At 45.9% G+C, this 25,466-nt stretch carries 3 protein-coding genes; 1 reads left to right on the plus strand and 2 read right to left on the minus strand.

Annotated elements, in window-relative coordinates:
- Positions 1-68 precede the first annotated feature (68 nt).
- Complete coding sequence (locus ACMX2I_RS12590) at positions 69-1,286, plus strand: cytochrome P450 family protein (RefSeq protein WP_414957117.1); 1,218 nt, start codon at positions 69-71, stop codon at positions 1,284-1,286.
- Between the two features lie 42 nt (positions 1,287-1,328).
- On the opposite strand, the gene ACMX2I_RS12595 is transcribed toward ACMX2I_RS12590, so the two are convergent.
- A complete protein-coding gene (locus ACMX2I_RS12595) occupies positions 1,329-8,948 on the minus strand; it encodes a beta-ketoacyl synthase N-terminal-like domain-containing protein (RefSeq protein ID WP_414957118.1) in 7,620 nt (2,539 codons plus the stop codon).
- Between the two features lie 14 nt (positions 8,949-8,962).
- The gene (locus tag ACMX2I_RS12600; protein ID WP_414958337.1) at positions 8,963-25,426 is read right to left on the minus strand and encodes an amino acid adenylation domain-containing protein; all 16,464 of its coding nucleotides are present in this window, start codon (positions 25,424-25,426) and stop codon (positions 8,963-8,965) included.
- Positions 25,427-25,466: the final 40 nt, after the last annotated feature.

The following is a 25,466-nucleotide window of genomic DNA, read 5'->3' on the forward strand; positions in this document are numbered from 1 at the left end:
CAATTCTGTATTTCACAAGCTGGTTCTGCAAAAACATCTATTTACCCTATTAGGCGAGGAGAATGCAAATGGAAAAATTGATGTTTCATCCGCACGGAAAAGAATTTCATCACAATCCTTTTTCAGTTTTGGGCCGATTTAGAGAGGAAGATCCCCTTCACCGATTTGAATTAAAACGATTCGGAGGTACATATCCGGCTTGGTTAATTACCCGATACGATGATTGTATGGCCTTTTTAAAAGACAATCGGATTACAAGAGACGTTAAAAACGTGATGAGCCAAGAACAAATCAAAATGCTCAACGTCAGCGAGGATATCGATTTCGTATCCGATCATATGCTGGCAAAAGACACACCTGATCACACCCGCTTGAGATCACTTGTTCATCAAGCATTTACTCCCCGAACGATTGAAAATCTGCGCAGCAACATCGAACACATTTCTGAACAGCTTTTAGATGAAATGGAAAAAGAAAAGAAAGCGGACATCATGAAATCCTTCGCATCCCCGTTGCCTTTTATTGTTATATCTGAATTGATGGGAATTCCTAAAAAGGATCGGGCACAGTTTCAAATCTGGACCAATGCGATGGTTGATACCTCTGAAAGTAACAGAGAGCTGACTAATCAAGCCCTTCATGAATTTAAAGACTATATCGCCAAGCTGATCCACGACAGAAGAATACAGCCAAAAGACGATTTAATCAGCAAACTTGTGCATGCTGAAGAAAACGGCAGCAAGTTAAGCGAAAAAGAGCTTTATTCGATGCTGTTTTTACTGGTTGTAGCGGGTCTTGAAACAACTGTTAACTTGCTTGGATCGGGCACTCTCGCATTGCTTCAGCACAAGGAGGAATGTGAGAAGCTCAAGCAGCATCCTGAAATGATCGCTACAGCTGTTGAAGAATTGCTGCGATACACCTCGCCTGTTGTGATGATGGCAAATCGGTGGGCCATCGAGGACTTTACATACAAGGGGTTTTCGATCAAAAGAGGAGACATGATCTTTATAGGCATCGGATCTGCCAATCGCGATCCAAGCTTTTTTGAGAACCCGGAAATACTAAATATAAATCGGTCGCCTAACAGACATATTTCTTTCGGCTTTGGCATTCATTTCTGTTTAGGAGCGCCGCTTGCCAGACTAGAAGGCCACATTGCATTTAACGCGCTTCTGAAGAGATTCCCGGATATTGAACTCGCGGCAGCGCCTGATGACATCCAATGGAGAAAAAATGTCTTTTTAAGAGGGTTAGAAAGTCTCCCTGTGTTACTTTCAAAATAACATATTCAAAACGCCCCCTTCAAAAGGGGGCGTTTGTGTTTCTCAGCGCTTCACCAATTCATCTTCTTTCGCTTCATGTTTTTTCCGGAAAGCCTTAAGGAAATTCGCGTTAACGACTCCCCTGTTTGAATAGAGTTTTTCGCAAAATTCTAACATGGCTTTGGAGGCTTTAGGTTCTGTTAATATCATGAAGTGGTTGTTTGATTCGACATCCACCAGATGGAAATGTGGCATTTGCCGCTCCCATTCCTCCCAGTAGGCAGATTGATCAAACGGTGCTTTTTCATTTGAGAAGGTGAAATAAATGTCTAAATCTCCAAAGAAAGACCCGCTTTTATTGCGGAAGTAATAACATTTTACCGCCTCAGGATCAGGCAGAGGATTAACAGTGTACGAATCAACATCATAGGCACGCTGGGTTTTCATCATTTGCTGAGTCTGCGCACGTATTTGCTTCTCCGGTTTGTTCAATCCCCGTTTTCTTGCCAAATCAATCAGCTCAGACAGGAATTCTTCATCCTCTGAGTTTGTGTCTACCTCTTCACGGCTGATGAGAACGTCAGTAAGCTTATCCGGCTTCGCAATCGATGCTAGCATCGTATTGATCGTTTGCAGCATTGATGTTTTCGTAGAAGCTTCATTCTCTTTCGGCTCAGAACTGTATGGAGAGTCAATCATCACCATGCTTTTGACAGCAAGGCCTTGGCTTTGCAGCTGGCGTGTGACTTCATATGCAATCATTCCGCCTAAGGAATATCCGCCTACATCATAAGGGCCTTCCGGCTGAATGGCTTGGATGATCTCTATATAATAGGAAGCCATTTGTTCAATTCCATGCAAAGGAGCATGTTGAGTCATAAATCCCCTTGCTTGAATACCGTAAAAAGGGCGCTGGCTTTTTTCCGCAAATGACTGATAGATTTCAACGCCACCTACCCCGCCATGAAACCAAAATACAGGGCGCCCCCGCTTGCCGTCATTTAACGGTATCAATTCCGGGAACGTACGAGTGTGCTCGTTTTGTAAGGAGGCATCCGCCTGTTTCTTTGCGATCAAGTCCGTCATATCCTGCACAGTTTGGCATGCTTGCAGCTCCGCCAAGGTAATGAAAGGATCAACCTTTGCTTGCAGTTGCTGCAATAACTGTATGCAAGAAATCGAATCAAACCCGTAATGCTGCAATGGCTTATGAGGATGCAGTTCTTCTGGATCCATCCCTAATACATCAGCTAACATGTGATGATCGCTGATGTTGATATGCATCTCATGTGAAACAGAAGGCGTATTCTCTAATGCTTGAAAACCATTCCAACAGCTTCTCTTTTCAAATGGATAGGTTGGCAATGGTATTCTGCTGGCGCCTTTTCCTTGATAAAACTGCTCCCACGGGATTTGCACCCCTTTTGTCCAGCAAAATGCGATCTTTTCAAGGTTGTTCTCGGACAACAGGGTCTCTATCACCATTTCTCTTAATGGCCCATCAAGCAAGGTTTCGATATCTGACGAGCCCTCTTCTGCATTCCCGCAAAAAACAGGCACAGAACTTTTTGGCTTTTCGCCTTTTTCTGCAGCTGTTATGCAGTCTTGCAAGCCGATAACCAGTTCTTCTTTACTTCGGACGACCAGCGCCAGCCGGTCCTCCATCTCCTCTCGTCCGGTTTGAAGTGTATAAGCATAATGTGGCAATGACAGTTCTTGTTGTTCGTTCACATAATCAAGCTGCTGTTGAATAACTGCTTTTAGCCTATCTTGATTTTTTGCTGAAAGAACCACAATATGAGCTTCATTCTCGTTCATATTAACCGGTGCTTTTGATGAAGGAATATATTCTTCTAAAATGACGTGCGCATTTACGCCTCCAAAGCTATAGCTGTTGATACCCGCTCTGCGCGGGATGATTCTGCCTGAGCCGTCCTTTACATCCTCCCATTGCTGGTTCTGTGGAATCATTCGGAAACGGGTGCCCTTTATTGACACCTGGTCATTCAATGAAGAAAATCCGGAAATGCCTGGTATGGTTTGATGCTTCATCGCCATGCTGACCTTCATGAGAGCAGCCATACCGGAGACTAGTTCACCGTGTCCAATGCTCGGCTTTAAGCTGCTGATATAACACGGCGCTTCCTCCTGTACTTCCTGTGGAAGTTCCGACTCTAGCTGGCTTAAGCCTGAAGTTAACGCACCTATTTCTATCGCGTCTGCCAATGGAGAGGCGATCCCATGCGCTTCGATATAGGCCACCGTTTTGGGATCAATATGCGCTCCTTCATAAGCCTTCAGCATTGCATCCTTCATACCGACCGGATTTGGCGCGTGCAGTGACATTCCCCGGCCACCATGCGATACACCTGTACCTTTAATGACCGAATAAATATGATCGGAATCTTCAATGGCATTTTGCAAAGGTTTAATGATGAGAACCCCTGCGCCTTCACTTCTGACAAAGCCATTCGCATCTGCTTGAAAGGATTTGGCCTGTCCATCAGCACTCAAATATCCCATTGAATCGAAGCCAATGAATCCTTTTGGTGAAAGCAGCAAATTCACAGCCCCGACAATGGCTTGTTCACATTCGCCGTTTCGGATGGATTGTATAGCTCTGTGCAAAGCCACAAGAGCGGAGGAACAGGCAGCTTCGTAATATTCGCTTGGCCCTTTTACATTCAGCGCATACGATATACGGTTTGGAATTAAGGAAGGAATCACAGCTGTATCCGTATTGCCAGCTGCGACGAATACGCCTGTCGGACGGCTTGATAAGGCCTGTCCTGTTAAGCCTGCGTCTTCCATCGCCTTCCATGCATGTGTCAAGAGCAGAAACTCCTGCGGATCCATATGTGCCGCTTCTTTAGGTGATATGCCAAAAAACAGCGGGTCAAACTCACCTATTCCTTCTATAAATCCGCCCCATTGAAGGCTTGATGATCCTTCTTTATCAACTTTGGCACATTCACGCCAGTCCCAGCGTTCTTTCGGCACTTCAGAAACACAGTTCTTTCCGTGAATGATATTGTCCCAAAATTCCGTTACGCTGTTTGCTTTCGGAAACTGTCCCGACATGCCGATAATGGCTATACCGTCGGCTGCATGTTCGATTGCTTTATCCGTCTTCATCTCATCAGCCGGAATCTGTTTCATTTGGTTTTCGACTTGAGCTGAGCGTTCCTGCTGCTGATCAACTCCACCAAACAGCTGAACAAAAGATGTTTCATGGTTGTCCGCAAAAAATTCAATAAGCTCTTGAACAGTCGGATATTCAAAAAACAACGTCGGGTTTAATTCGATTTTTGTTTCTGATTCGATCTCCCTTGTCAGCCCAACCAATTGAGAGGAATCAATACCCAATTCCATAATATGAGTTTTTGAGAGAGCCAGTTTTGACGGATCGGCCATGTTTACTGCCAGTTTATTTGTTACATAGCTTTTGATACGGTCTTTTAGACCGCGGACTTTGATGTTCTGATTTTCATTCCTTATTTGATTTGTAACTCGCAGTTGTTTTAACGAGTAGCCCGAATAACGCAGCACCGTTTCTGACGATTCATTGATCACATCTACATCGAACAGCAGCATGTCACCTGTATTCTTAACCAATGTAATCAGAAGCCAGCAATCCTCTTCTATCGTATGTTTAGTAAATTGGATATCATTGATTCCAAATGGCAGGAAACTGCCTTCAATGTCAAATTGCTCTAAGAAACTAAGGATAGCCAAGTAGGCGCTGTTTGTCATCAATGGGCTTACAGTGTAATGATGCCCGTTTGCCAGATCGCTTTGAGGCAGGCGAATTTTTGCCAGTACGGACTTATGATCTCTGTAAAGATGTGTAATCGTCTTAAATAACGATCCCCACTCAGGGCCATTCCCGGCTTTATACATCTGATCGATGTGATGAAGCTCGGTTAACGATTGCTTTAAGCTTTCGATATTGACTTCTTTTGTTTCAAACAAACTTTTTTGGCATTGCCCGATTGCGGCAGGCTTCCATGTATCAGAGGCCAGCTCACGGTACATGATTTGTAATTCTATGCCTTGATTTTTTTGAAGCGGCTTTGCCTGCAGTTCAATGGTCTCGCCTTGTTTGATGACAATTGGATTGATATAGCTTAATTTGCTGATACGGCCGCTGTTTTCCTCAGGAAACATGTTGAAAAATGCGTCAATGGCCAGACTGCTGTATGTTGCGCCGACGAGTACCCGTTCATTGTTGAAGACGTGGCCTTGCACGTAAGGCTCATCATATGTGAATTGATCTTGTATGACCGGATGATTGTTATCGCTTTCGACAGCTGATGGTTTCCCCTGACCCGCCGGAACATCGAAATGAAATGATGTATGATGATCAAATGCATAGTGCGGCAGGCGAATCCAGCCGGATCGGTTCCCTTGAGCTGCTTCTTTAAAATCGACGGATGCCCCTGCTGCCCATTGCTCTGCTGCGCTTGTTTCTCGTTCCTTTTGGGCTGATCCCGCGCACGGCTGTAAATCGAATGATGTATAAATACCTTGCTGGCGTGAGCTTTCTTTGGATGTACGGAACATCTTTAGTTTTTCGATCAGTTCCTGAGTCGATGTTACTGTAAATGCAGCCCTATGCTCTAAATCGTGGTTTATTCTGTGTAAAGCCTGTACAATTGGTTCAATATCCAGAGCAGCTTCCTTCTCTAAAAACAATTGCATGTTTTCAAGGTAGCTGAGCAGGCTCCATTTTGTTTTTGCTGAAAAAACGGCTGTACATTCCGGCTGGTGGGAAGTGATCCGTCTCTCAGGAGCCATATCTATAAATTCTTCTATAATGAGATTGACATAGGCTCCCCCCGCTCCGAAGGAATTGATCATGCTTCTGCGAGGCAATTGCTTTCCTGTTTCAGGATCATTCAAGCGATGCCACGGCTCCGTTTTTTCTTGAAGATAAAAAGCTGTGTTTTCCAGTTTAATATTTGGATTGATAGGTGTTGCGTTGATTGTCGGCACCAGCGTGCCCTTCTTCATCTGCAGCAGAACTTTTGTCAGCTGAGAAATGCCGGAAGCTGCCTCCAAATGTCCCAGATTAGATTTGACAGAACCTATCGCGCAAAACTGTTTCTTATTCGTGTATTGTTCAAATGCGTTTGTTAATGCAATCATTTCAATAGGATCGCCCAGCGCTGAACCATTTGCAGCTGATTCAATATAGCTGATAGTCTCCGGATCAATGCCCGACTGCTCAATCGACCTGACGATTAATTTTGCTTGCTGTTTCGGATCTGGTGCTGTATACATCTGTCTTCCGCCGCTATGATTGGCAAAACTGCTTTTGATCACAGCGTAAATATGATCCTGATCTTCCATTGCCTTCGAAAGCGGTTTTAACAAGACTGCTCCGACACCTTCCCCGGGAATAAGTCCGGTTCCTGTGCCAAAACTTTTGCTTTGGTTTCCGCTTTCCAGCAGATTGGCCCGCTCCAAAGAATCATACTTAGAGAGATCGAGTGTTAAATTGACTCCTCCCGCAATCGCCATAGAGCTGCTGTTCAATTTCAGGCTTTCACAGGCAAGATGAATGGCGTTTAATGAACTGGAGCATGCTGAGCTGACAGCGATACTCGGTCCAGTCAGGTTGAAAAAGTGGGAAATGCGGTTTGCGATATGCCAGTCTCCCCCATTTGAGCTGAGGACTGCCTGCTCTAATGATGGGATATTCCAAAAATACTGGTTATACATATTCCCAATAAAGACACCCACTCCGGCATCATCATCCCGCAGTTTATTCAGCCGGGTTCGGGTATAGCCGCCATCCTCAAATGTTTCCCAGACGGTTTCTAAACATAAGCGCAGTTCCGGCGTCATTTCCATCACCCGGCTTTGCTCCACCTCAAAAAGCTGATGGTCAAATGCTTCAATGTCTTGTAAAAATCCGCCATACCGCTTCTTATCTGCCAACTGTATTGAATCTTTTGATAATGCTTTCAATAAAGATGTGCGCCATCTGGATTCCGGCGCCTCTGTAATACAATTGTCTCCAGCGATTAAATGCGCCCAAAGCTCTTCTAAGCCAGCAGACATCGGATAGCGTCCGCTGATCCCGATTATTGCGATATCTTCTGTACCAAGATCATTCGTCTGTGCCACTTGGAAATGGCTTGTCTTTTCTTTTTTCAACTCACTATTTGATGCTTGCTGAGTTTCTTTGATCTGCTGCTCTCCGGCAAAGCGGCGTGCGGTAAAAGCAAGCGGCTTACTAGCAGCTGCACGCTCCCTTTGAACAGGTGCTTCGTGTTTTGCAGGCTGCTGTGTTTCTTTTAACAGCGCTGTCCGGAGCTTACTTTCGTACTCCTTTACTAAATAGTCGACGAGTTCTTTTGTATTGTTATGTTCGAATAAAATGGTTTTTGGAAGATCCCCCGTCACTTTTTCTAATTCACGAATGAAATTGACCTGCAAAATCGAATCGATTCCATACTTCTCGAAAGTCGTATCTTCGTGAATACGCTCTGGTGATAGTTTGATCGATTTTGCCAGCGTATGTTTCACAAATTGAATCGTTTGTTCAATGAGAGAATCGTTATTCTGTGAATGAACTTTTTCCGCATCGATTTGTAAATGTGCTGTATCTTCTATCTCAGTTTTCTTTTTTTGACGAACGACTCCGTTACTTTCAGCAGCAATGATCTGCTGGCCGAGCTGATGTGATTGTTCAGCCATAAAGGAAACATGGCGATATCCCTCACTCTCAAGCACCATTTCCCAAGTGTCCGGATACAGACCCGGGCAGCCCGGTATACGGAGAGCAGGATCCTCATACAGCCACCAGCCCTCTAAAAGGCCGAACGTCAAATGCGAATATATATTATGATCACTTATTTCATTTAAGAGGAGCAGTCCGTTCTTTTTCAAAACTGCTTTTGCGTTTCGCAAGGTCTGCCGGATATTTTTCGTGGCATGCAGCACATTCGCTGCAATGACCACGTCATAGCTCCCCGCATCAATATGCTGTTCAGATGCCGGCTCCTCCACATTAAATCGTTTATATGTCAAATACGGATTGTCCGGGCCATACTTATTTTCTGCGTGCATTAAAAATGCTTTAGACAGATCTGTATAGCAGTATTCTTTTATATGTGTCTGCCAGGCTTTCAACTTTTGAAAAACAGCCGCGCTTGTACCGCCGGTTCCGGCTCCGATTTCTAATATACGAATCTTTGACTCAGGCTCTTGCTTCAGACGTTCTTGCAGATAGGCCGTTAGTGTGTTCGCCAGCACATCATTAAAATAGTCTGCGACTTGGTTGTTTTTATAGACGCCTTCTACTAGATCCATTGATGAATTCGGAAACAGGATATCGGTGGCAGACACCTTGCCGGTCAGAATATCCGGCAAGGCTTTAAGTGCTGTCTCCACCAATGTCACCATGGCTTTCATATTATTGTCTTGAAGCAGGTCCGATTTTTGTTCATTCCATTCCATCCACAGCTCACTCACGGTTCCTATTGAGCGCGTTGGAACATGTCCATTCGCCGTCCGCTTGAGAAATTGATGGCGTTCTAAAATCGAATGGCTTTCTTCTAACCATCTGCCATAGAAATTCTCCAATACTGGCTGGGATTTACTTTCTGTGAAAAAACCTATGGACTGCAATTGTGCGAAAAGCATTTTACAGAGAATGTCTTCTGTGTTCAGCATTGGCGCTCCCCCTCCTATAACAGTTGTTGAATCTTTGTGCTGTCACCCAGGTGATAGCTTCGCAGCTTTTGAATGGCTGAGCTGTGAGTTTCCGGGTAAACTTCAATTGTTTCTTCCATCTGTTCCGCTTCATCATTCATATCGTTTGCCAGTTTCATCATCACCAGCTGCTGCAGCGGTCCCCCGAGCAGCAATTCCAATGCCTCCATCGCTTCAGGGGCTTCAATAGAGCCGATGCCTGCCTGAGCCATTCTCTTCTGATAATCCGGTGAGGAAACCACACCGACGCTTCCCCAATAACTCCAATTCATCACGGCTGCTGCACAAGGCCATACTTGAGAAAGCCGCTGTGCAAAAGCATCCTTAAAACTGCAGCCGGCAGCGTAATTGCTTTGTCCCGAAGCTCTCGCAAACGATTGCACGGAAGAGAAAAACAAAACAAAGTCCAGTGGTTCATGCCGGAAAACTTGAGCCATTCGCACACTGACATCTACTTTTGCAGAAAGAACGTTTCTGAAGCATTCCTCGTTCATGTTCATCAGGCTTTGGTCTTGCAAGACAATAGCAGAATGAATGATGCCGTTGATTTCTCGATACATTTGTTTCATTGTTTCATAAGCGCGCTCCAATTCCTCTCGGTTAGCCGCATCAGCTTGAATGTAAAGCGGGGCAGGCCCCAGGTGCGAAAGTCTGTCAAGTTTACTTTGAATAGCTGGATCCATTTTTCTTCTGCCAATCCAAACGATCTGCGCCTGGTATGTTCTGATCATATATTCGCTCCAGACTTCGCCAATTCCGCCTGCGCCGCCTATAATGACATAAACGCCTCCGCGCTTATACTTATTTTGCACCGGTTGATTGTTGTGCACTGGAATCAAGCGCAATTTATGCCAGCTCTTATTCCGGTAGGCCCAAGTATTCCCTTCTTCATCAGCAGGCAAGGAAAAGATTTCAGGCACAGGCAAGTTCTCATGTTTCGTGACATCAATCAGCTTTGTCTGCCAATTTGGATATTCTTTTGCCATCGAACCGATCAGGCCGTGCACACCAGCATCGACCGGATCGACAATATCATGCTGATCAACATATTGCGTGTTCGCCGTCACGACCGTCCAGCGTATCTCCCTCTCTCCATAGCCTAAAGACTGGATCGCCTTAATGATTCTGTATATTTGAATCACGCCTTGACCTTGGGCTTCAATCATTTCGTCACCGACTTCACATTCTGTCACACGAGAAGGAGACAGCCACACAATATGATCAAACGATCCGAGTGCTTCAAGCTGGTCAGCAATCTCATGAATCGATGTGTTCGGCTCAATGTGCACCCCTTTGGCAAACGGATACTGCCTTTGAACAGCTTTTCTGCTGTTGTCTTCCCCTCCGAGGATGACAACACGCTCATCAGCAGGCGGCATGACGCTCTTCACCAATTGAACTTGATCCCATACCGGCGCCATAAGAAGCGCTCCATCAAGAGATGTCTTGACATCCGGTGACTTCGGCTCATCTTGCGGTTGTATGTCTTCTTCCAGCACCCTTGAGGAAATACCCTTGATTCGCACACACACTCGGCCTTGTTCATCACAGAGATCAATATCCAGTCTCTGTATTCTGTCCTCATTTGGACGAGATGTCACAGAAACCCACATTTTATCTGTACACGGGCTGAATATTTCGAGCTCTTGCAGCGCAAAAGGCAGGGAAAGCTGCTCGTCACCGGAATTCAGTTTCAGCCCGATTGATGCTTGTAAAGCAGAGTCTGCCATACTTGGATGAAGAACAAATTTGTCCAGCGTGTGAGACACACCAAGAGGCAGGGAAAGCTCTGCCAAGGCTTGATTACGGCCAATATAAAGCCGATCTATTCCTTGAAAACCAGGTCCGTAGTCAATGCCGATTGCCTTAAATAATTCATAACATTGCTCGTGGGAAAGAGTGCTTAGACTGCATTGATCTTTGAGCATGCTGATATCCTTAACTGGAATACCTCCTGCTCGGCTGATTGCAGCACTGCCTTGACAGTGTATTTTCCGCCCATTGTGCCCATCCGCAGTATAGATGTTAAAGGCCATCTCACCGTCCTGCTGGGGATCTAGACTGATATCGGCTTGAATAGGCTTCCCGCCCGCCACAATCGGCTGCACCCACACAACATTTTTGATATGGATAACAGCTTGCTCATCTTTGAGTTCTCTCACTGCTCTCGAAACGGCGGCATGAACCATCTCAAGATATGCTACACCCGGCATGACTGGGCTTCCCTTCACCTTATGATCGGTGAAAAAGAACTCAGCACCTGTAAAGGTCGAGCTGAAACGCTGCTCTGACAAATCGGATGTGTTGGACTGTACTAGCGGGTGCAATGCTGCTGTTTCGAAACTATTTGGTTCATGATGCGTGACTGCTTCTTCTTTCATATCCGTTATCCAGTAGCGTTCTTTTGCAAATGGATAGGTTGGGAGGCTGATGCGTTTCGGCTGTTTGCCGCCATACAGTTTACTCCAATCTATTTCCATGCCTTTTATCCATAATTCAAGCAGCCTTTCATATGTTCCGGGCTCCCAGCTGCTTTTGAGCGTTTTCTGTATTTCATCATCTGATCTCAATGTCTGTACAATCCCTTTGTCCGCTCTGCCTGACATGTACTTCGCACTCGCATGTCCGGCTATAAAGAGGTTCAGTTTTTCCAGCAAGTCCTCCGCCGAGACAGCGATGATCCCTAATCTCTCCTCCATTGGATCACGCCCTTCTTGGAGTGTATAAGCAATATCAGTGAGATCACGAGATGTGACAGGTTGGCTGCTGATAAAGTCTGCTAATTGCTGGGCTTGGTCTTTCAGACGATTTTCATCCTTTGCTGACAAGATAAAGATGCCCGGGTGTTGTGCTGTCACAGCTGGCGCTTGTGCAGATCGAGTGGTTTCTTTTGGAATATATTCCTCAATGACCACGTGGGCATTGACGCCGCCTATGCCAAATGAACTAATGCCGGCGCGCCGTGGCAGCTCTCGGCCAGCTTCATCCTGCAGCGCTTGCCACTTTTTGGATTCCTGCACAATATAAAACGGGCTGCCTTCCAGTCTGATATACGGATTGATGGTTTCACTGTACAGGCTTTTTACAAGCGTCTTATGTTTTAGCTGCAATAACACTTTAATGACACCCGCCACACCGGCCGCCAGTGATAAATGACCGATGTTTGTTTTCGCTGACCCAAGTCCGCAATGGCTGCCTTGAACAGCCGGGTCACCCGTTTTTTCATACAGCTCTTGAAATGCCGCTTTCAGGCCGTTGATTTCTACTGGATCACCAAGCTCTGTTCCGGTTCCATGCGCTTCAATGTAAGTAACGGTTCTTGGATCGATTCCCGCTTTTTCATATGCTGTTTTTACGACATCCGCCTGAGCCTTCGGATTAGGAGTCGTCAGAGAGTTTGCGCGGCCTCCGTGGTTTACCGCACTTCCTTTGATGACACCGTAAATATGATCACCGTCTCGTTCAGCCGCTGTCATTTTTTTCAGGAAGAGAATGCCGGCGCCTTCACTGACTGCGAACCCATCGGCTCTATCAGAAAATGTTTTGCACCTTCCTTCTTTACTCAGCGCCCCGGCCTTATCATAAGCGATATGGCCTTGCGGCGTTACGACTGTGTTGACACCTCCTGCAATCGCCATTTCACAGTTTCCGTTTTCAATTGCGCATACCGCATGATGAATGGCGACCAAAGAGCTTGAGCATGCAGTATCTATCGGTTCGCTCGGTCCATGAATGTTCAGGAAATAACTGACCCTATTCGGTCCGGCAGAAGGACTCATATTCGCAGCTGCTGAGCCTTCTATGTCTAGATTTGACAGCAGTGAACTATACCCCGTGTTTCCAGTCCCAATGAAGATGCCCGTTTTGGTTCCTGACAGGCTTCTCGCTGAGTACCCCGCTTCTTCTATCGCCTTCCACGCATAGGTCATTAACAGGCGTTGCTGAGGCTCCATCTGCTCAGCCTCAAGCGGCGATATGCCGAAGAACAATGGATCAAAGTCAGCGACTTCATCAATAAAACCGCCCCATTTGACATTTGTTTTATTCGGTTCTTTTAGAGGGTCTCCGTAATACTCCTGCCAATCCCAGCGGTCTTTTGGAACCTCTGTAATACAATCCGCGCCCGCTTTCAGGTTCCTCCAGTATTCCTCGATGTCCTTTGCCTTCGGGAAAACACCGCTCATCCCGACAATCGCGATAGGCTCAGGCCTATGATCAGCTGTCTTTTCTACTGGCGTTACCGAAGGGTTTACAAAGCGGTTTTCAGTCGAAAACGTCATATTTTTTATATTTTGTTCGACAGGCTGTATCAGCATTTCAGATTCGGCAGACAATTGGGCTGTAAAAGCATTCGGATATTCTTCTGACAGATACGCTGCAAATGCATAAACAGTTGCGTGCTCAAAGAAGATCGTAGGCGTGAGATCCAGCTTGTACTGCTCATTCAGTGTATTTGCGAATTCAGTTAACGTAATCGAATCAAAACCATATTGATTAAACTCCATATCCGTGTCAATCTCTTCAGGTTTGATTTTGAGCAATTGAGAGATTGTTTGCTTCAAAGCTTCTTGAATGTGGTCAAATAAATTGTCTTGACCCATCCTGGCTTCAGGTATCACTGGTACTTGCGCTGTTTGCATTGGCACATCATCAGAAGACGGCTTTTGAGTCAGCTTTTCCCTCATCATGTCTCTGATCCCTTCCATGACGATGACGTGATCTTTGCCGAATGCCAAACCTTTATACAGCGCCTGAATGCCGGTCTCAGTTCGCATTGGAGTCACACCTGTGTTTTTCAAAGTCATGTTTTCAATTTCTTTATTCGCGCGCATACCGCCTTCTTTCCAGAGCGGCCAATTGATCGACAGCGTTTGCCCATGCCTGTACATGGCGGTCACCAGCTCATTTCGATAAGCTGCATAACTGTCCATAAACGCATTAGCCATCGCATAATCCGCCTGCCCCGCGCTGCCGGCGACACCGGATATTGAAGAAAAGAGGATAAAGAAATCTAACGCGAGATGCTCGGTTGCCTCATCCACATTCACAAGCCCTTTTACCTTAGGAGCAAAAACTTGTGTCAGTTCTTCGTTGGTTTTGTTCATGAGATAGTTATCTTTAATCAGGCCTGCGCTGTGAATGACACCATTCAAGTCTCCGTAATCAGACGTAATGCTTGTGATGAGCCCGGAGGCTTCTTCCGCTTGCGTCACATCAACCCGCCTATATTCTGCTCGGGCCCCTAATCGCTGAAGTTCGTTAAGCTGCGTCTCTTGATCCGCATTCAATGCAGATCTGCCTGTCAGAATGAGCACAGGCTGTTCAACTTGACGAGCAACCTCTTTTGCAAAAATAAACCCAAGTCCTCCTGCGCCGCCTGTGATGAGGTATACTCCCTTATCTCTCCACGGCAGGCTTATTTCCCGATCAGCCATTTGCATTTCACGCAAATCATTGATGTACCGTTTGCCCTTTTCGTATTTGATGCGCTGATCTCCTGCGTGTCTTTTATTCTCTCTCAGTTTTTCTGCTATACTTTCAATGTTTTCGTTTGAATCGATTTCAATCGTCTGGCCTATCCATTTTTTATTCTCCAGGCTGGCGGTTTTAAGGAGCGCCGATAGCCCTGAAAATGAGTACTGCTTTCTTGCTGCAGAAGTAAGCAGCTGAATCAGGACATTGCCTTGCGGCTTGCTTTTGAGAAGATCCTGTACCGTCTTAAGCGCTTGTTCGGCATAATCTTGGAAACTCTCTGCCAGTCCTTCGCGGAAAGTATCCAAAACGATGCATTCCGCTCCTTTAACTCTTGATTCAATGCTGTCTTTTGTGAGTCCATTCATGTCACAAAGCATGACAATGTGCCGTTCGTAATGAGGCTCAGAATGTTCTTTTTCACAATCCTTAGGCACCCACTTTTCTTCAAACATCAAGGTTTCCAGCATTTGATCAGGTTCCGTCGATCCATTTCCGCCTTCCGCTGCTCTGAAAGATAATCCTTTCAGCCGTACGCAAACTTTGCCGTTCCCATCTAACATATCAATATCCCGCTTTTGTACCTTGTCAGTTGCCTTGCTGCCTTGACTGTATCTTGCGTATACCCACATTTCTGACGAGCATGCTCCAAAGACTTCAATCTCCTGAACCGCAAAAGGCAGTGTCAGTTGGTTATCTCCGGCGCCTGTCAAAATGCTTGACGCCTGCAAAGCAGAGTCCATCAGCCCAGGATGCATGTTGTATTGGCTGAGCGAATCTAAAGCAGACGGATGCAATGACAATTTTGCTAAAATAAAATGTTCAGCTGTATAGATTTTTTCCATCCCGCGATAACTAGGACCGTATTCAAAACCAATCTTTTGATAGGTGTCATATACTTCATCAACGCTGAAATGGCTTTGCTGACACTGCTCCCGCAAGGATTGCAGATCAACCGCCGGCTGATTTTCAGCAGAACTCAATACAGCGCTGCCTTGGCTATAGACGATTGACTGTTCGCCCGCAATGTCTGGATTACCGTAGATTTCATATGAGATCTCACCATTTTTCTCCGGTAAAAGCCTAATGTGTATGTGCTGAGGCTGGTCCTCTACAACAATGGGGCGCACCCACACCGCGTTCTTTAGCTTCATGGTGCACGGAACACCTTGTACCTCTGCCGCCTGCTCAACGGCAGCCCGCGCCAATTCAAGATGCGCCACTCCCGGCAAGATCCGTTGGCCTTTGACTACATGATCGGCAAGGAAAAACTCTTCGCCTGTATAGATTGAGCTAAACCTTTGTTCCGAGAGGTTCGATGTGTTTTGATGCATTAATGGATGCAGCACGGCTGCGCCAAGGCGGGAAGTGTCTTTGTTTGCTACAGGGCTGCCGCTTTTTTCTATATGATCAGAGATCCAATAACGGTCTTTTGCGAAAGGGTATGTCGGCAAGCTGATACGCTTAGGCACATTCTCGCCATACAGTTTCGTCCAGTCTGCATCAAGGCCTTTTACCCATAATTCAAGCAGTTTTGCGTACTTTCCCCGTTCCATCCATTTTTCGACGGCTTCTTGAATCTCTTCGTCTTCTGTCAGCATTTGCAGTGTGCCTTTATCAATCCTGCCTCTAAATAAATCTTCCACATCGCTTTTCCCTGCTGCAAAGTCTTTTAACTTTTGCTGCAAATCCTCAACGGAACCGGAAATAATCCCAAGACGTTCTTCCATCGCGTCCCGTCCGGCTTGCAGGGTATAAGCGATGCGGGTGAGATTTGCGCCACCATATGTTTCCTTATCAAGCGCATCAGCCAGCTGCTGTGCCTGTTCTTTTAGCCGTGCTTCATTTTTAGCCGATAAAACGAAGATACCCGGATGTTCAGGTGTGATGGACGGTACAAACTCATCGGCCGCTTCTGGAATATATTCCTCAATAATCACGTGGGCGTTTACGCCGCCGATCCCAAATGAACTGACACCTGCCCGGCGAGGCAGCTCTTCTCCCTGTCCATTTTTCAGCGCTTTCCATTCTTCCGTTTCCCGTACGATATAGAACGGACTGTTTTTCAGCTGAATGTATGGATTCACGGTTTCGCAGTGAAGACTTTTCGCTAAGGTTTTATGCTTAAGCTGCAATAATATTTTAATAACCCCTGCTGCACCTGCTGCCAGCGATAAGTGGCCAATGTTTGTCTTCACTGACCCCAGTCCGCAATAAGGATTGGCTGATGCATCGCCTTCATTCATGCCCAATGCTTGAAAAGCTGATTTCAATCCGTTAATTTCAACCGGGTCTCCAAGCTCCGTCCCGGTTCCGTGCGCTTCAATGTAGGTCACGGTTTTCGGATCGATACCCGCTTTTTGATATGCCGACTGAATGACATCCGCCTGCGCCTTCGGATTAGGCGTCGTTAAAGATGCTGCACGGCCGCCGTGATTAATTGCGCTGCCTTTTATGACTCCGTAAATGTGGTCTCCCGCTTCTTCAGCCGCTTTTAACTTTTTCAGAAACAGGATGCCGGCCCCTTCCCCATGAGCAAAACCATCGGCTTGATTTGAAAACGTCTTGCATTTCCCTTCTTTACTGAGCGCACCGGCTTTATCAAAGCTGATATACACCTCAGGAAGGATAATCGTATTCACGCCGCCTGCTAATGCCATCTCACAAGTGCCTTCCTCAATTGAAGAGATGGCGTGGTGGATCGCCACCAATGAGCTGGAGCATGCTGTATCAATCGGTTCGCTCGGCCCATGAAGATTCAGGAAATAACTGACCCGATTCGGCCCGACTGAAGGGCTCGTATTGGCTGCCGCTGAGCCTTCTATTGCCGAGTTGGCTTTTGACAAAAGGGAGCTGTACCCTGTATTTCCGGTTCCAATGAAGACGCCTGTTTTTGTGCCTGACAGACGTTTCGCCGAATATCCTGCATCTTCGATCGCTTTCCAGGCGTAAGTCAACAATAAGCGCTGCTGAGGTTCCATTTGTTCAGCTTCACGCGGGGAGATGCCGAAGAATAATGGATCAAAATCGGCAATTCCGTCGATAAAACCGCCCCATTTTACATTCGTTTTATTGCCTTCCTTCGCCGGATCCCCTTCATATTCCCGCCAATCCCAGCGGTCTTTCGGAATTTCCGTCATGCAGTCTTGGCCCTCTTTTAAAGCCTCCCAGAACGCATCAACATCTTTCGCCATAGGGAAAATCCCGCTTATGCCTACAATCGCAATTGGCTCATGGCCAGCTTCACTTTGTGCGGCGTTTGGCAGTATGACTTGCTGCTTTCGGCGTCTTTTAGCTTTGACATGCAAGGCTTGCTCCTGTTTGGCAGCAGGCTGAACCTGAGCCGATACAGCGCGCACAGCAAATGTGTTCGCAAATACCGCTTGATATTCTTCGGCCAAATGCTTGCCAAATGCATGAATCGTCGGGTAGTCAAAAAAGACGGTTGGCGTCAGCTCTAACTTATAGGCGCGGTTCATATGGTTTGTGAATTCCGTCATTGAGATAGAATCAAATCCATACACCGTCATCTCGACATGATCATCAATCGTTTCAAGCTTGACCTTTAACAGCTTGGCGACCTCCCGTTTTAACATCCCCTTTACTTTATCCAGCAAACTGTCTGTATCAATGCTTTTTACTTGGTCAGTCAAGTTCTCTGTTTCCTTCTTTCCCATAGGTGCTGAGACGGTTTTTGCGAACATGTTTTGTTTTATCTTATGCCCATCGCCTTCAATCACCATGACTTGGTTTGCTTCGGAATGAAACGCTTGATATAATGCCTGAATTCCTTTTTCTGCTCTCATAGGAACAATCCCGGCCAGTTGCACAAGCCTTTTCTCTGTTTCTTGGTCGACCTTCATGCCGCCCTCTCTCCATAACGGCCAGTTTATGGAAAGTGTCTTTCCGTGCCGCTGGCTGATTTCGGCAAGCCCATTTCGATAGCCTGCATACATATCCATAAATACATTGGCTGCCGCATAGTCAGATTGACCAATGCTTCCTAAACTTCCTGAAAGAGAGGAAAAGAGAATAAAGAAGTCCAATGGCAAGTCCTTGCTCGCTTCGTCTAGGTAAACAAGCCCTTTTACTTTAGGCGCCAGCACGTCGTGCAGGTCTTCTGCCGGTTTATTGACCATGTAGCTGTCTTTGATGATTCCCGCGCTATGAAGAATGCCGTCTAGACGGCCGTACGTTTTCAGAATTTCGTCGATGAGCTGGCAGACTCCAATCTTATCGGACACATCTGTTTGCCGATAGGTGACTTCAGCCCCCTTGTCGCGAAGCTCTTTAAGCTTTTTCCTTTTGCTTTCGCTAAGAGGTGAGCGGCCTGTCAAAATGACTGTCGCATTCTTCGTTTGTTCAGCGATTTCGTTTGCAAAAATAAGGCCTAATCCTCCGGCACCTCCTGTAATGAGATAAACGCCATCGTCTTTCCACGGCTTGCTGATGTCACGGCTGGCCGTTTTGATGTCACGCCAATCAGCAATGTACCGAGTGCCGTTTTGATATTTGATATATGAATCGCTGCTCATTTGATTTTCTTTCAGTTTGCCAGCAATGCTTTCTCCGCTTTCTTCACTGCTGACTTCAATCATTTGGCCGGTTAGTTTGGCATTTTCCTGCCCGGCTGTTTTCAGCAGTCCTGTCAGCCCTGAAAACAACTGCTGTTCTCCTTCGGCAGAGGTTACGACCTGAATAAGCGTGTCGCCTTTCGATTTCGTGTGAATGAGCTCTTGTACCTTTTTAAACACTTGTTCCGTATATGAATGGAAACGCGCCTCCATTGAAGAAGGCCTTGCTTCCAGGCTGAAAACATGGACACCCTTGAGTACTGCTTCAATCTGTTTTCTCGTCTCTTGATCATATTCACATAGGAACACGAGGTGCTCTGCATATTTTTTTGGACCTGCTCCGTCAGCTGCCTTTTGTTCTTGCCAAACGGGCTGAAGCAATAAAGTTTCAGCGTTCATTTTTGATGGTTCGGTTTGTATATCAGCCTCCATTACTCTCGTCGAAAAACCTTTCATCCGCACGTAAATCGTGCCATGCTCATCGCATAGATCGATATCGACTTTCTGTATCAGATCCCCCGGTTTGTTTTTCGAATTGAATTGAACATAAACCCACATGTCAGAAACGCATTGCTGAAAGATCTCAAGTTCCTCCAGGGCAAATGGGAGTGCCGCCTTAAAGTCTTCACTGCGTGAAAGCTCCGCCCTAACGACGTTTTGCAAATATTCAGCCGCCTGTAACGCCCCATCCATTACACTTGGATGAAGAACATAATCGTCTGACGTATGCATGACAGATTCCGGCAGTGATAATTTGGCAAGCAGCTGGCCATCGCCTTTATATACAGCTTCTACACTCTTGTAGCCAGGACCGTAATCGGCACCGATCATTCCTTCATAAAACAGGGCAGCGTCCAACCTGTTTTGATCACATCGGTTTTTGATCTCAGCAAGATCCAGCGCTTTTTCTTGCTTTATCTGAATCAATTCCGCTATCCCCTGGTTATATACAACCGGTTCTGCATCAGCAGATTCCGGCTCACCATACATCCGATAATGAATGTGTCCGCCGTCTTCATCATAAAGTCCGATGTTTACTTGAACTGGCTCATTTCCTGCTACAACTGGGCGCATCCAAACAACATTTTTCAGGCGGATTCCGGTTTCTTGATCTTCTAAACCGCCAATTCCTTGTTCTATAGCGGCTCTTGCCATTTCAAGCGTGACCGCTGCCGGCAAAATTGCCATGCCTTTAATGATATGCTCGGCAATAAAATACTCTTGTCCTGTAAAGATGGAGCTGAACCGCTGCTCTGACAGAACAGATGTATTATGGTGCACCAAAGGATGCAAACACGATGGTTCAATTGTTGTTACATCGCTGGTGCTGCTTTCAGGCCAGTACCGTTCTTCAGCAAAAGGGTACGTCGGCAAACTGATACGGCGCGGCTTCGTATTTGGATAAAGTCTGCGCCATTCAACATGAAAGCCTTTTGCCCACATCTCAGCAAGCTTTTTCAATTCTTCTTTTGATATTCGTGATGAAGCCAATTCTTCTGCTTCAGCGTTTCCAAGCAGCTGTTCAGCGGATGTCATTCTTCTCGTTTTTTCTCCTTGGATACTGCCTTCTGCTAGGGTCTTCCCATTCACAAAATCTTCCATCTGTTGTTTCCATTCTTCCAGATCGTTCACCATAAAAATGATCCTGCTGTCCATTGCTTCCCGTCCAACCTGAAAGGTGTATGCAATATTTCTTAGAGACATATGCGCTTGCTCGTTTTGACTGATATAGATCAGCAGTTCCTTCACGTATGCTAGGAGCCGCCCTCTATTTTTTGCCGATACAGGAATGAGATAGGGCGGATTGCCTTCGTTCTCCGCTCTCATATCAGAGATGTTTTCATATTGCTCAAAAATAGCATGGGCGTTAGTGCCGCCAAGACCGAATGAGCTCAGAGCCGCCCGATGGACACCTTCTCGTTTCTCTAATGGCTTTCGTTCACGGACTAGATAAAAAGGCGAGCTTTCAAACTTTATATTCGGATTCGGCTCAGTGCAGTTGATGGTCGGTGCAAGTTCATTATGGTATAAGCTCATCGCAACTTTAATGCATCCGGCTAGCCCGGCAGCTGTATCCAAATGGCCGATATTCGTTTTCACTGAACCAATTCCGCAAAATTGTTTTTTGTCCGTGTATTGCTTGTACACTTTATTTAATGCGGACATTTCAATAGGATCGCCTAATTTCGTTCCCGTTCCGTGCGCTTCAATATAGCTGACCGTTTCGGGATGAATGTTGGTTTGATCCAATACATGCTGTATCACTTCTGTTTGGCCTTTTACACTTGGCGCATAGAAGCCGGCCTTATCTGCCCCATCATTATTGATGCCTATTCCGCGCATAATGGCATAAATATGGTCTCCGTCTTTTACGGCATCCACAGCTTTCTTCAGCAGGATAACCGCTACGCCTTCACCCCCGGCCATTCCGTCTGCTGAAGCATCGAAGGCCTTAACATGTCCGTCGCTTGAAAAATTCAACCCGTTTTGGTGCACGTAGCCGATCGCTGATTGTGCGTGCAATGTTGCGCCTCCGACAAGCGCATATTGAGATTCATCTGATGTCAGGCTTTTGTATGCCTGATACAAGCCGACTAGTGATGAAGAGCAGTTAGAATGAACAAAGTAGCTTGGCCCTTTTAATCCGAGCTTATTTGAGATCATCGTCGGGATGGTTCCGCTTTGGGCTAAAACCCATGAGACATAGCCATCAGGTGATTCATGCCCTTCTATAGCCTCCTTCGGCAATAACGTTCTGTATGAATTGCTGCTTGCAGACATATATACACTTGTAGCCGGAATCTCATTTGCCACATATCCTGCATCCTCAATCGCTTTCCAGGAATGCAGCAATAAAAGGCGGAGCTGAGGGTCCATATACTCAGCATCTCTCGGAGAAATTTGAAAGAAACCAGGGTCGAATAAATCTTTCCCCTCGATCGCAGATTGCACAGGCACATAGTCAGGATGTTGAATCAATTCTTCCGGAACTCCGTTTTCGCGAAGCTCCTCTTCAGAGAAAAACTGAATGCTTTCTTTGCCTTCTTTGATACGATTCCAAAAGTCATGATGATGCTTCGCCTCAGGAAACTGGCAGGATATCCCCACAATCGCAACACTATCGTCAAAATAGGAAGGAACCGTCTGCTGCGAGTATTTTCCATCATCTTTGAGATCATGATTGTCTTCAATTTGAGTTATCGCTTGATCTGCGTTTTTCATTTCCAAAATGTATTGGCTTATGGCACGGATCGTGGAATGCTCGAATAACTCAGTGACACTAAACTCACAATCCAATTCTTTTTTGATTCGTTCAGCCACGGCTACAGCCAGAAGCGAATCGCCGCCCGCATCGAAAAATCCGTCTTCCGGCCCAAAGCCGCTGACCTTGAGCGTTTCCTCCCAAATGCGAAGCACCTGATCCTCTATTTCCGTTAACTGCAATTGATTTGATTTCTTTCTATTGAAAACGATCTCGCGTTTTTCCAGTTCTTTACGGTCCACTTTCCCGCTAGGCGATAACGGCATCTTATCTAAGCGGATAAAGTGTGAAGGTATCATATATTCCGGCAGACTGGATTTTAGATGCCGGCGCAATTTTTTTGGATCTGCAGGGGAATGTCCGCTTTTCTCTGTATAATAAGCAGCGAGCTGTTGATGGCCTTCCAGCTGCTTCACCACAACCGCCTGATCTAAAATGCCCGGAAATTCACCCAGCTTTATTTCAATTGCGCCAAGCTCGACGCGAAAACCGCGTATTTTGACTTGGCTGTCAATCCGTCCTAAATACTCTATGTTGCCGTCAGGAAGCCATCTTGCTGAATCACCCGATTTATAAAGCTTGGTCCCCGGTTCAAACGGATTATCAATAAATTTTTCAGCCGTAAGGCCAGGCTTATGATAGTAGCCTCTTGCCAAACCGGCTCCCGCAATACAAAGCTCACCTGGTTTTCCGATCGGGACAGGCTTCAAATGCCGGTCCACAATATGAATTTTCACGTTGGAGACAGGCTTTCCAATCGGTGTATGGTGACTTGCGATATCTCCTTTTCCGCATCCGAAATACGCAGCGTAAATGGCGGCTTCCGTAGGTCCGTAAATATTTTCAACATGGCAGTTTTTAAAGATCGATACCGCCTTTTTCACTAATTCTTTAGGGAAAGCTTCGCCTGCAACCATCATATACTTGAGCGGTCCATCCTCTGTGAGCTGCTTGTTGTCTTTCGCCGTTTCTAAAAAGACATGCAGCATAGCCGGCACAAAATTAATGTGGCTCACTTGGTATTTTTCTATATAATCCATACACAGCTGCGGTGATTTTTCTCCATTAGGCGGAAGAATCACAAGGCGGCCGTTTCCGATAAACCATCCGAATAATTCCGAAATCGATACATCGAACACATAGTTCGTTTTCAGTAAATATGCATCCTCAGCAGTCACGGGATAGTGAAATTCAAGAAAATTCAGGGTATTCATAATGCTTCGATGCTCTACCATTACCCCTTTAGGCTGTCCTGTGCTTCCCGATGTGTAAATGATATAGGCGAGATGCTCCAGTTTTGCTTCCCGCTTTAAATCGCTGCTTTGCTGATCTGTATAACCGTTTCGGCAAGCCAACTCGATATTGATTGCTTTTACATGGCTGCCAGTTAATTTGCTGACCGAATCACGAACGTTAGGTTGGGTCAGGACAATGGATGCCTGACTGTCTTCGAGCATGTACTTTAACCGTTCTTGCGGGAAGCTTGGATCTAACGGCACATACGCTCCGCCGGCTTTCAGTATTCCTAAAATCCCGATAATCATATCAAACGAACGCTCTGTACAAATTCCAACGGGGTGTTCAGGTCCAACCCCCTGATGTTGAAGATAGACTGCCACAGATGTGCTTTTTTCATCTAGTTCTTTATATGTAAGAGACCTGTCTTCGAAAATCACAGCAACCGCATCCGGGTTTTGTTTCGCTTTTTCCTCGAATACTTCATGTATACACTTGTCATTTGGCGTGTTTGTCCCTGTCGCATTCCATTGTTCCAGCAAACTATTTTGTTCTTGATTTAACTGAAAAGAGTAAGTTTCAAGCGGCAAAGACGGATCCTCCATCATGTGCTGCGCGAGCTTCATATAGTTCTCCATCATACCTTCAATGGAGGACAATTCATATAGATCAGGATTGTACAAAAGATGAAGCACTGTATCATTTTCTTGCTCATATATTTCGAGTGCCAGCTCAAATTCTCCCTCTTGCCGAATATCCTCCATATATTCAATGCCAAGCGTTTGATATGATTCGAGCACTTTTTGTAAGCCTGTTGTCTGAAAGAAGTTTTGGTACAGAAAGGCTGTTTGAAAAACCGGCGAATCCGCGGCCGAGCGGTCTACATTCAGCTCTCTTACCAATGCAGGGAACGGATACGCCGCATGGTCCAGACCGTCAGCCATTGTCAGCTGCAGCTCCCGAATGAATGCTGTAAATGGCTGAGATCCGAGATTCCTGCTCCGAACAGCCATCATGTTGATAAAGTATCCGATAGTAGATTCAAAACTATCTTCTGGCCGCCCCATTGTTGGGACGCCGACAATGATATCCTTTTGTTTTGTATAGTGATGCAGCAATACTTTGTAAATGGACAGCAACACAACCGATTCATTCACTTGATACGTGCGGGCAAACGATTTGATTTGTTTTCTCAGGTAATGGGGGAGCAAGCTTTTATAAGCTTGCCCCTTGAATTTTCGCGCGGAAGACCGCGGACGGTCAGCCGGAAGATCAAGAACTGGCAGATTCCCAGACAACTGTTCTTTCCAGTAAGCGAGATGCTCTTCCCCTTCTCTGCCATTCAGCATCCGGGTTTCCCATTTGACAAAATCATAATAATCAGCCGTTAGCGTCTGCTGCACCGGTTCAACACCATTCAGCAAATGTTGATACGCCTCGAAAAGCGACGATATCAAAGTCAGCATCGACACACCGTCAAATATGATATGGTGAATCGTGATGAGCAAAATGCATTCTTCGTTTGACCGATGAAAAAGATGTGTGCGCCATAACGGACCAGCTTCCAAACGAAAAGGTACTTTTGCTTTTCCTTTTAGAAAAGGCAGTATCTCTGCTGATTTCATAGTCGATATATCCTCTTCCTCAAAAGAAAGAGCCTCTGAAGACTGAACCGTTTGAAATGGTATGCCATTCTCCTCTTGAATCACACTGGTTAAAACAGGATATTGTCTCTGTACAAACAGAAGGGCTTTCTTGAACGTCTCTGCATGTATTGGTTTAGTGATGCGAAAGCATAAAGGAATATGATAAGCACTCATTTCAGGAGACATTTTTTGAAGCATCCACAGCCCTTTTTGCCCTTCTGAAAGCGGGCTTTTGAACTGCCGCTTCATGCCTTGAAGATGTTGTTCCACCTCAGAAATGGTTAATTCT

This window comes from Bacillus sp. SW14 (genome assembly GCF_047608225.1).
Lineage (GTDB): Bacteria > Bacillota > Bacilli > Bacillales > Bacillaceae > Bacillus > Bacillus subtilis_G.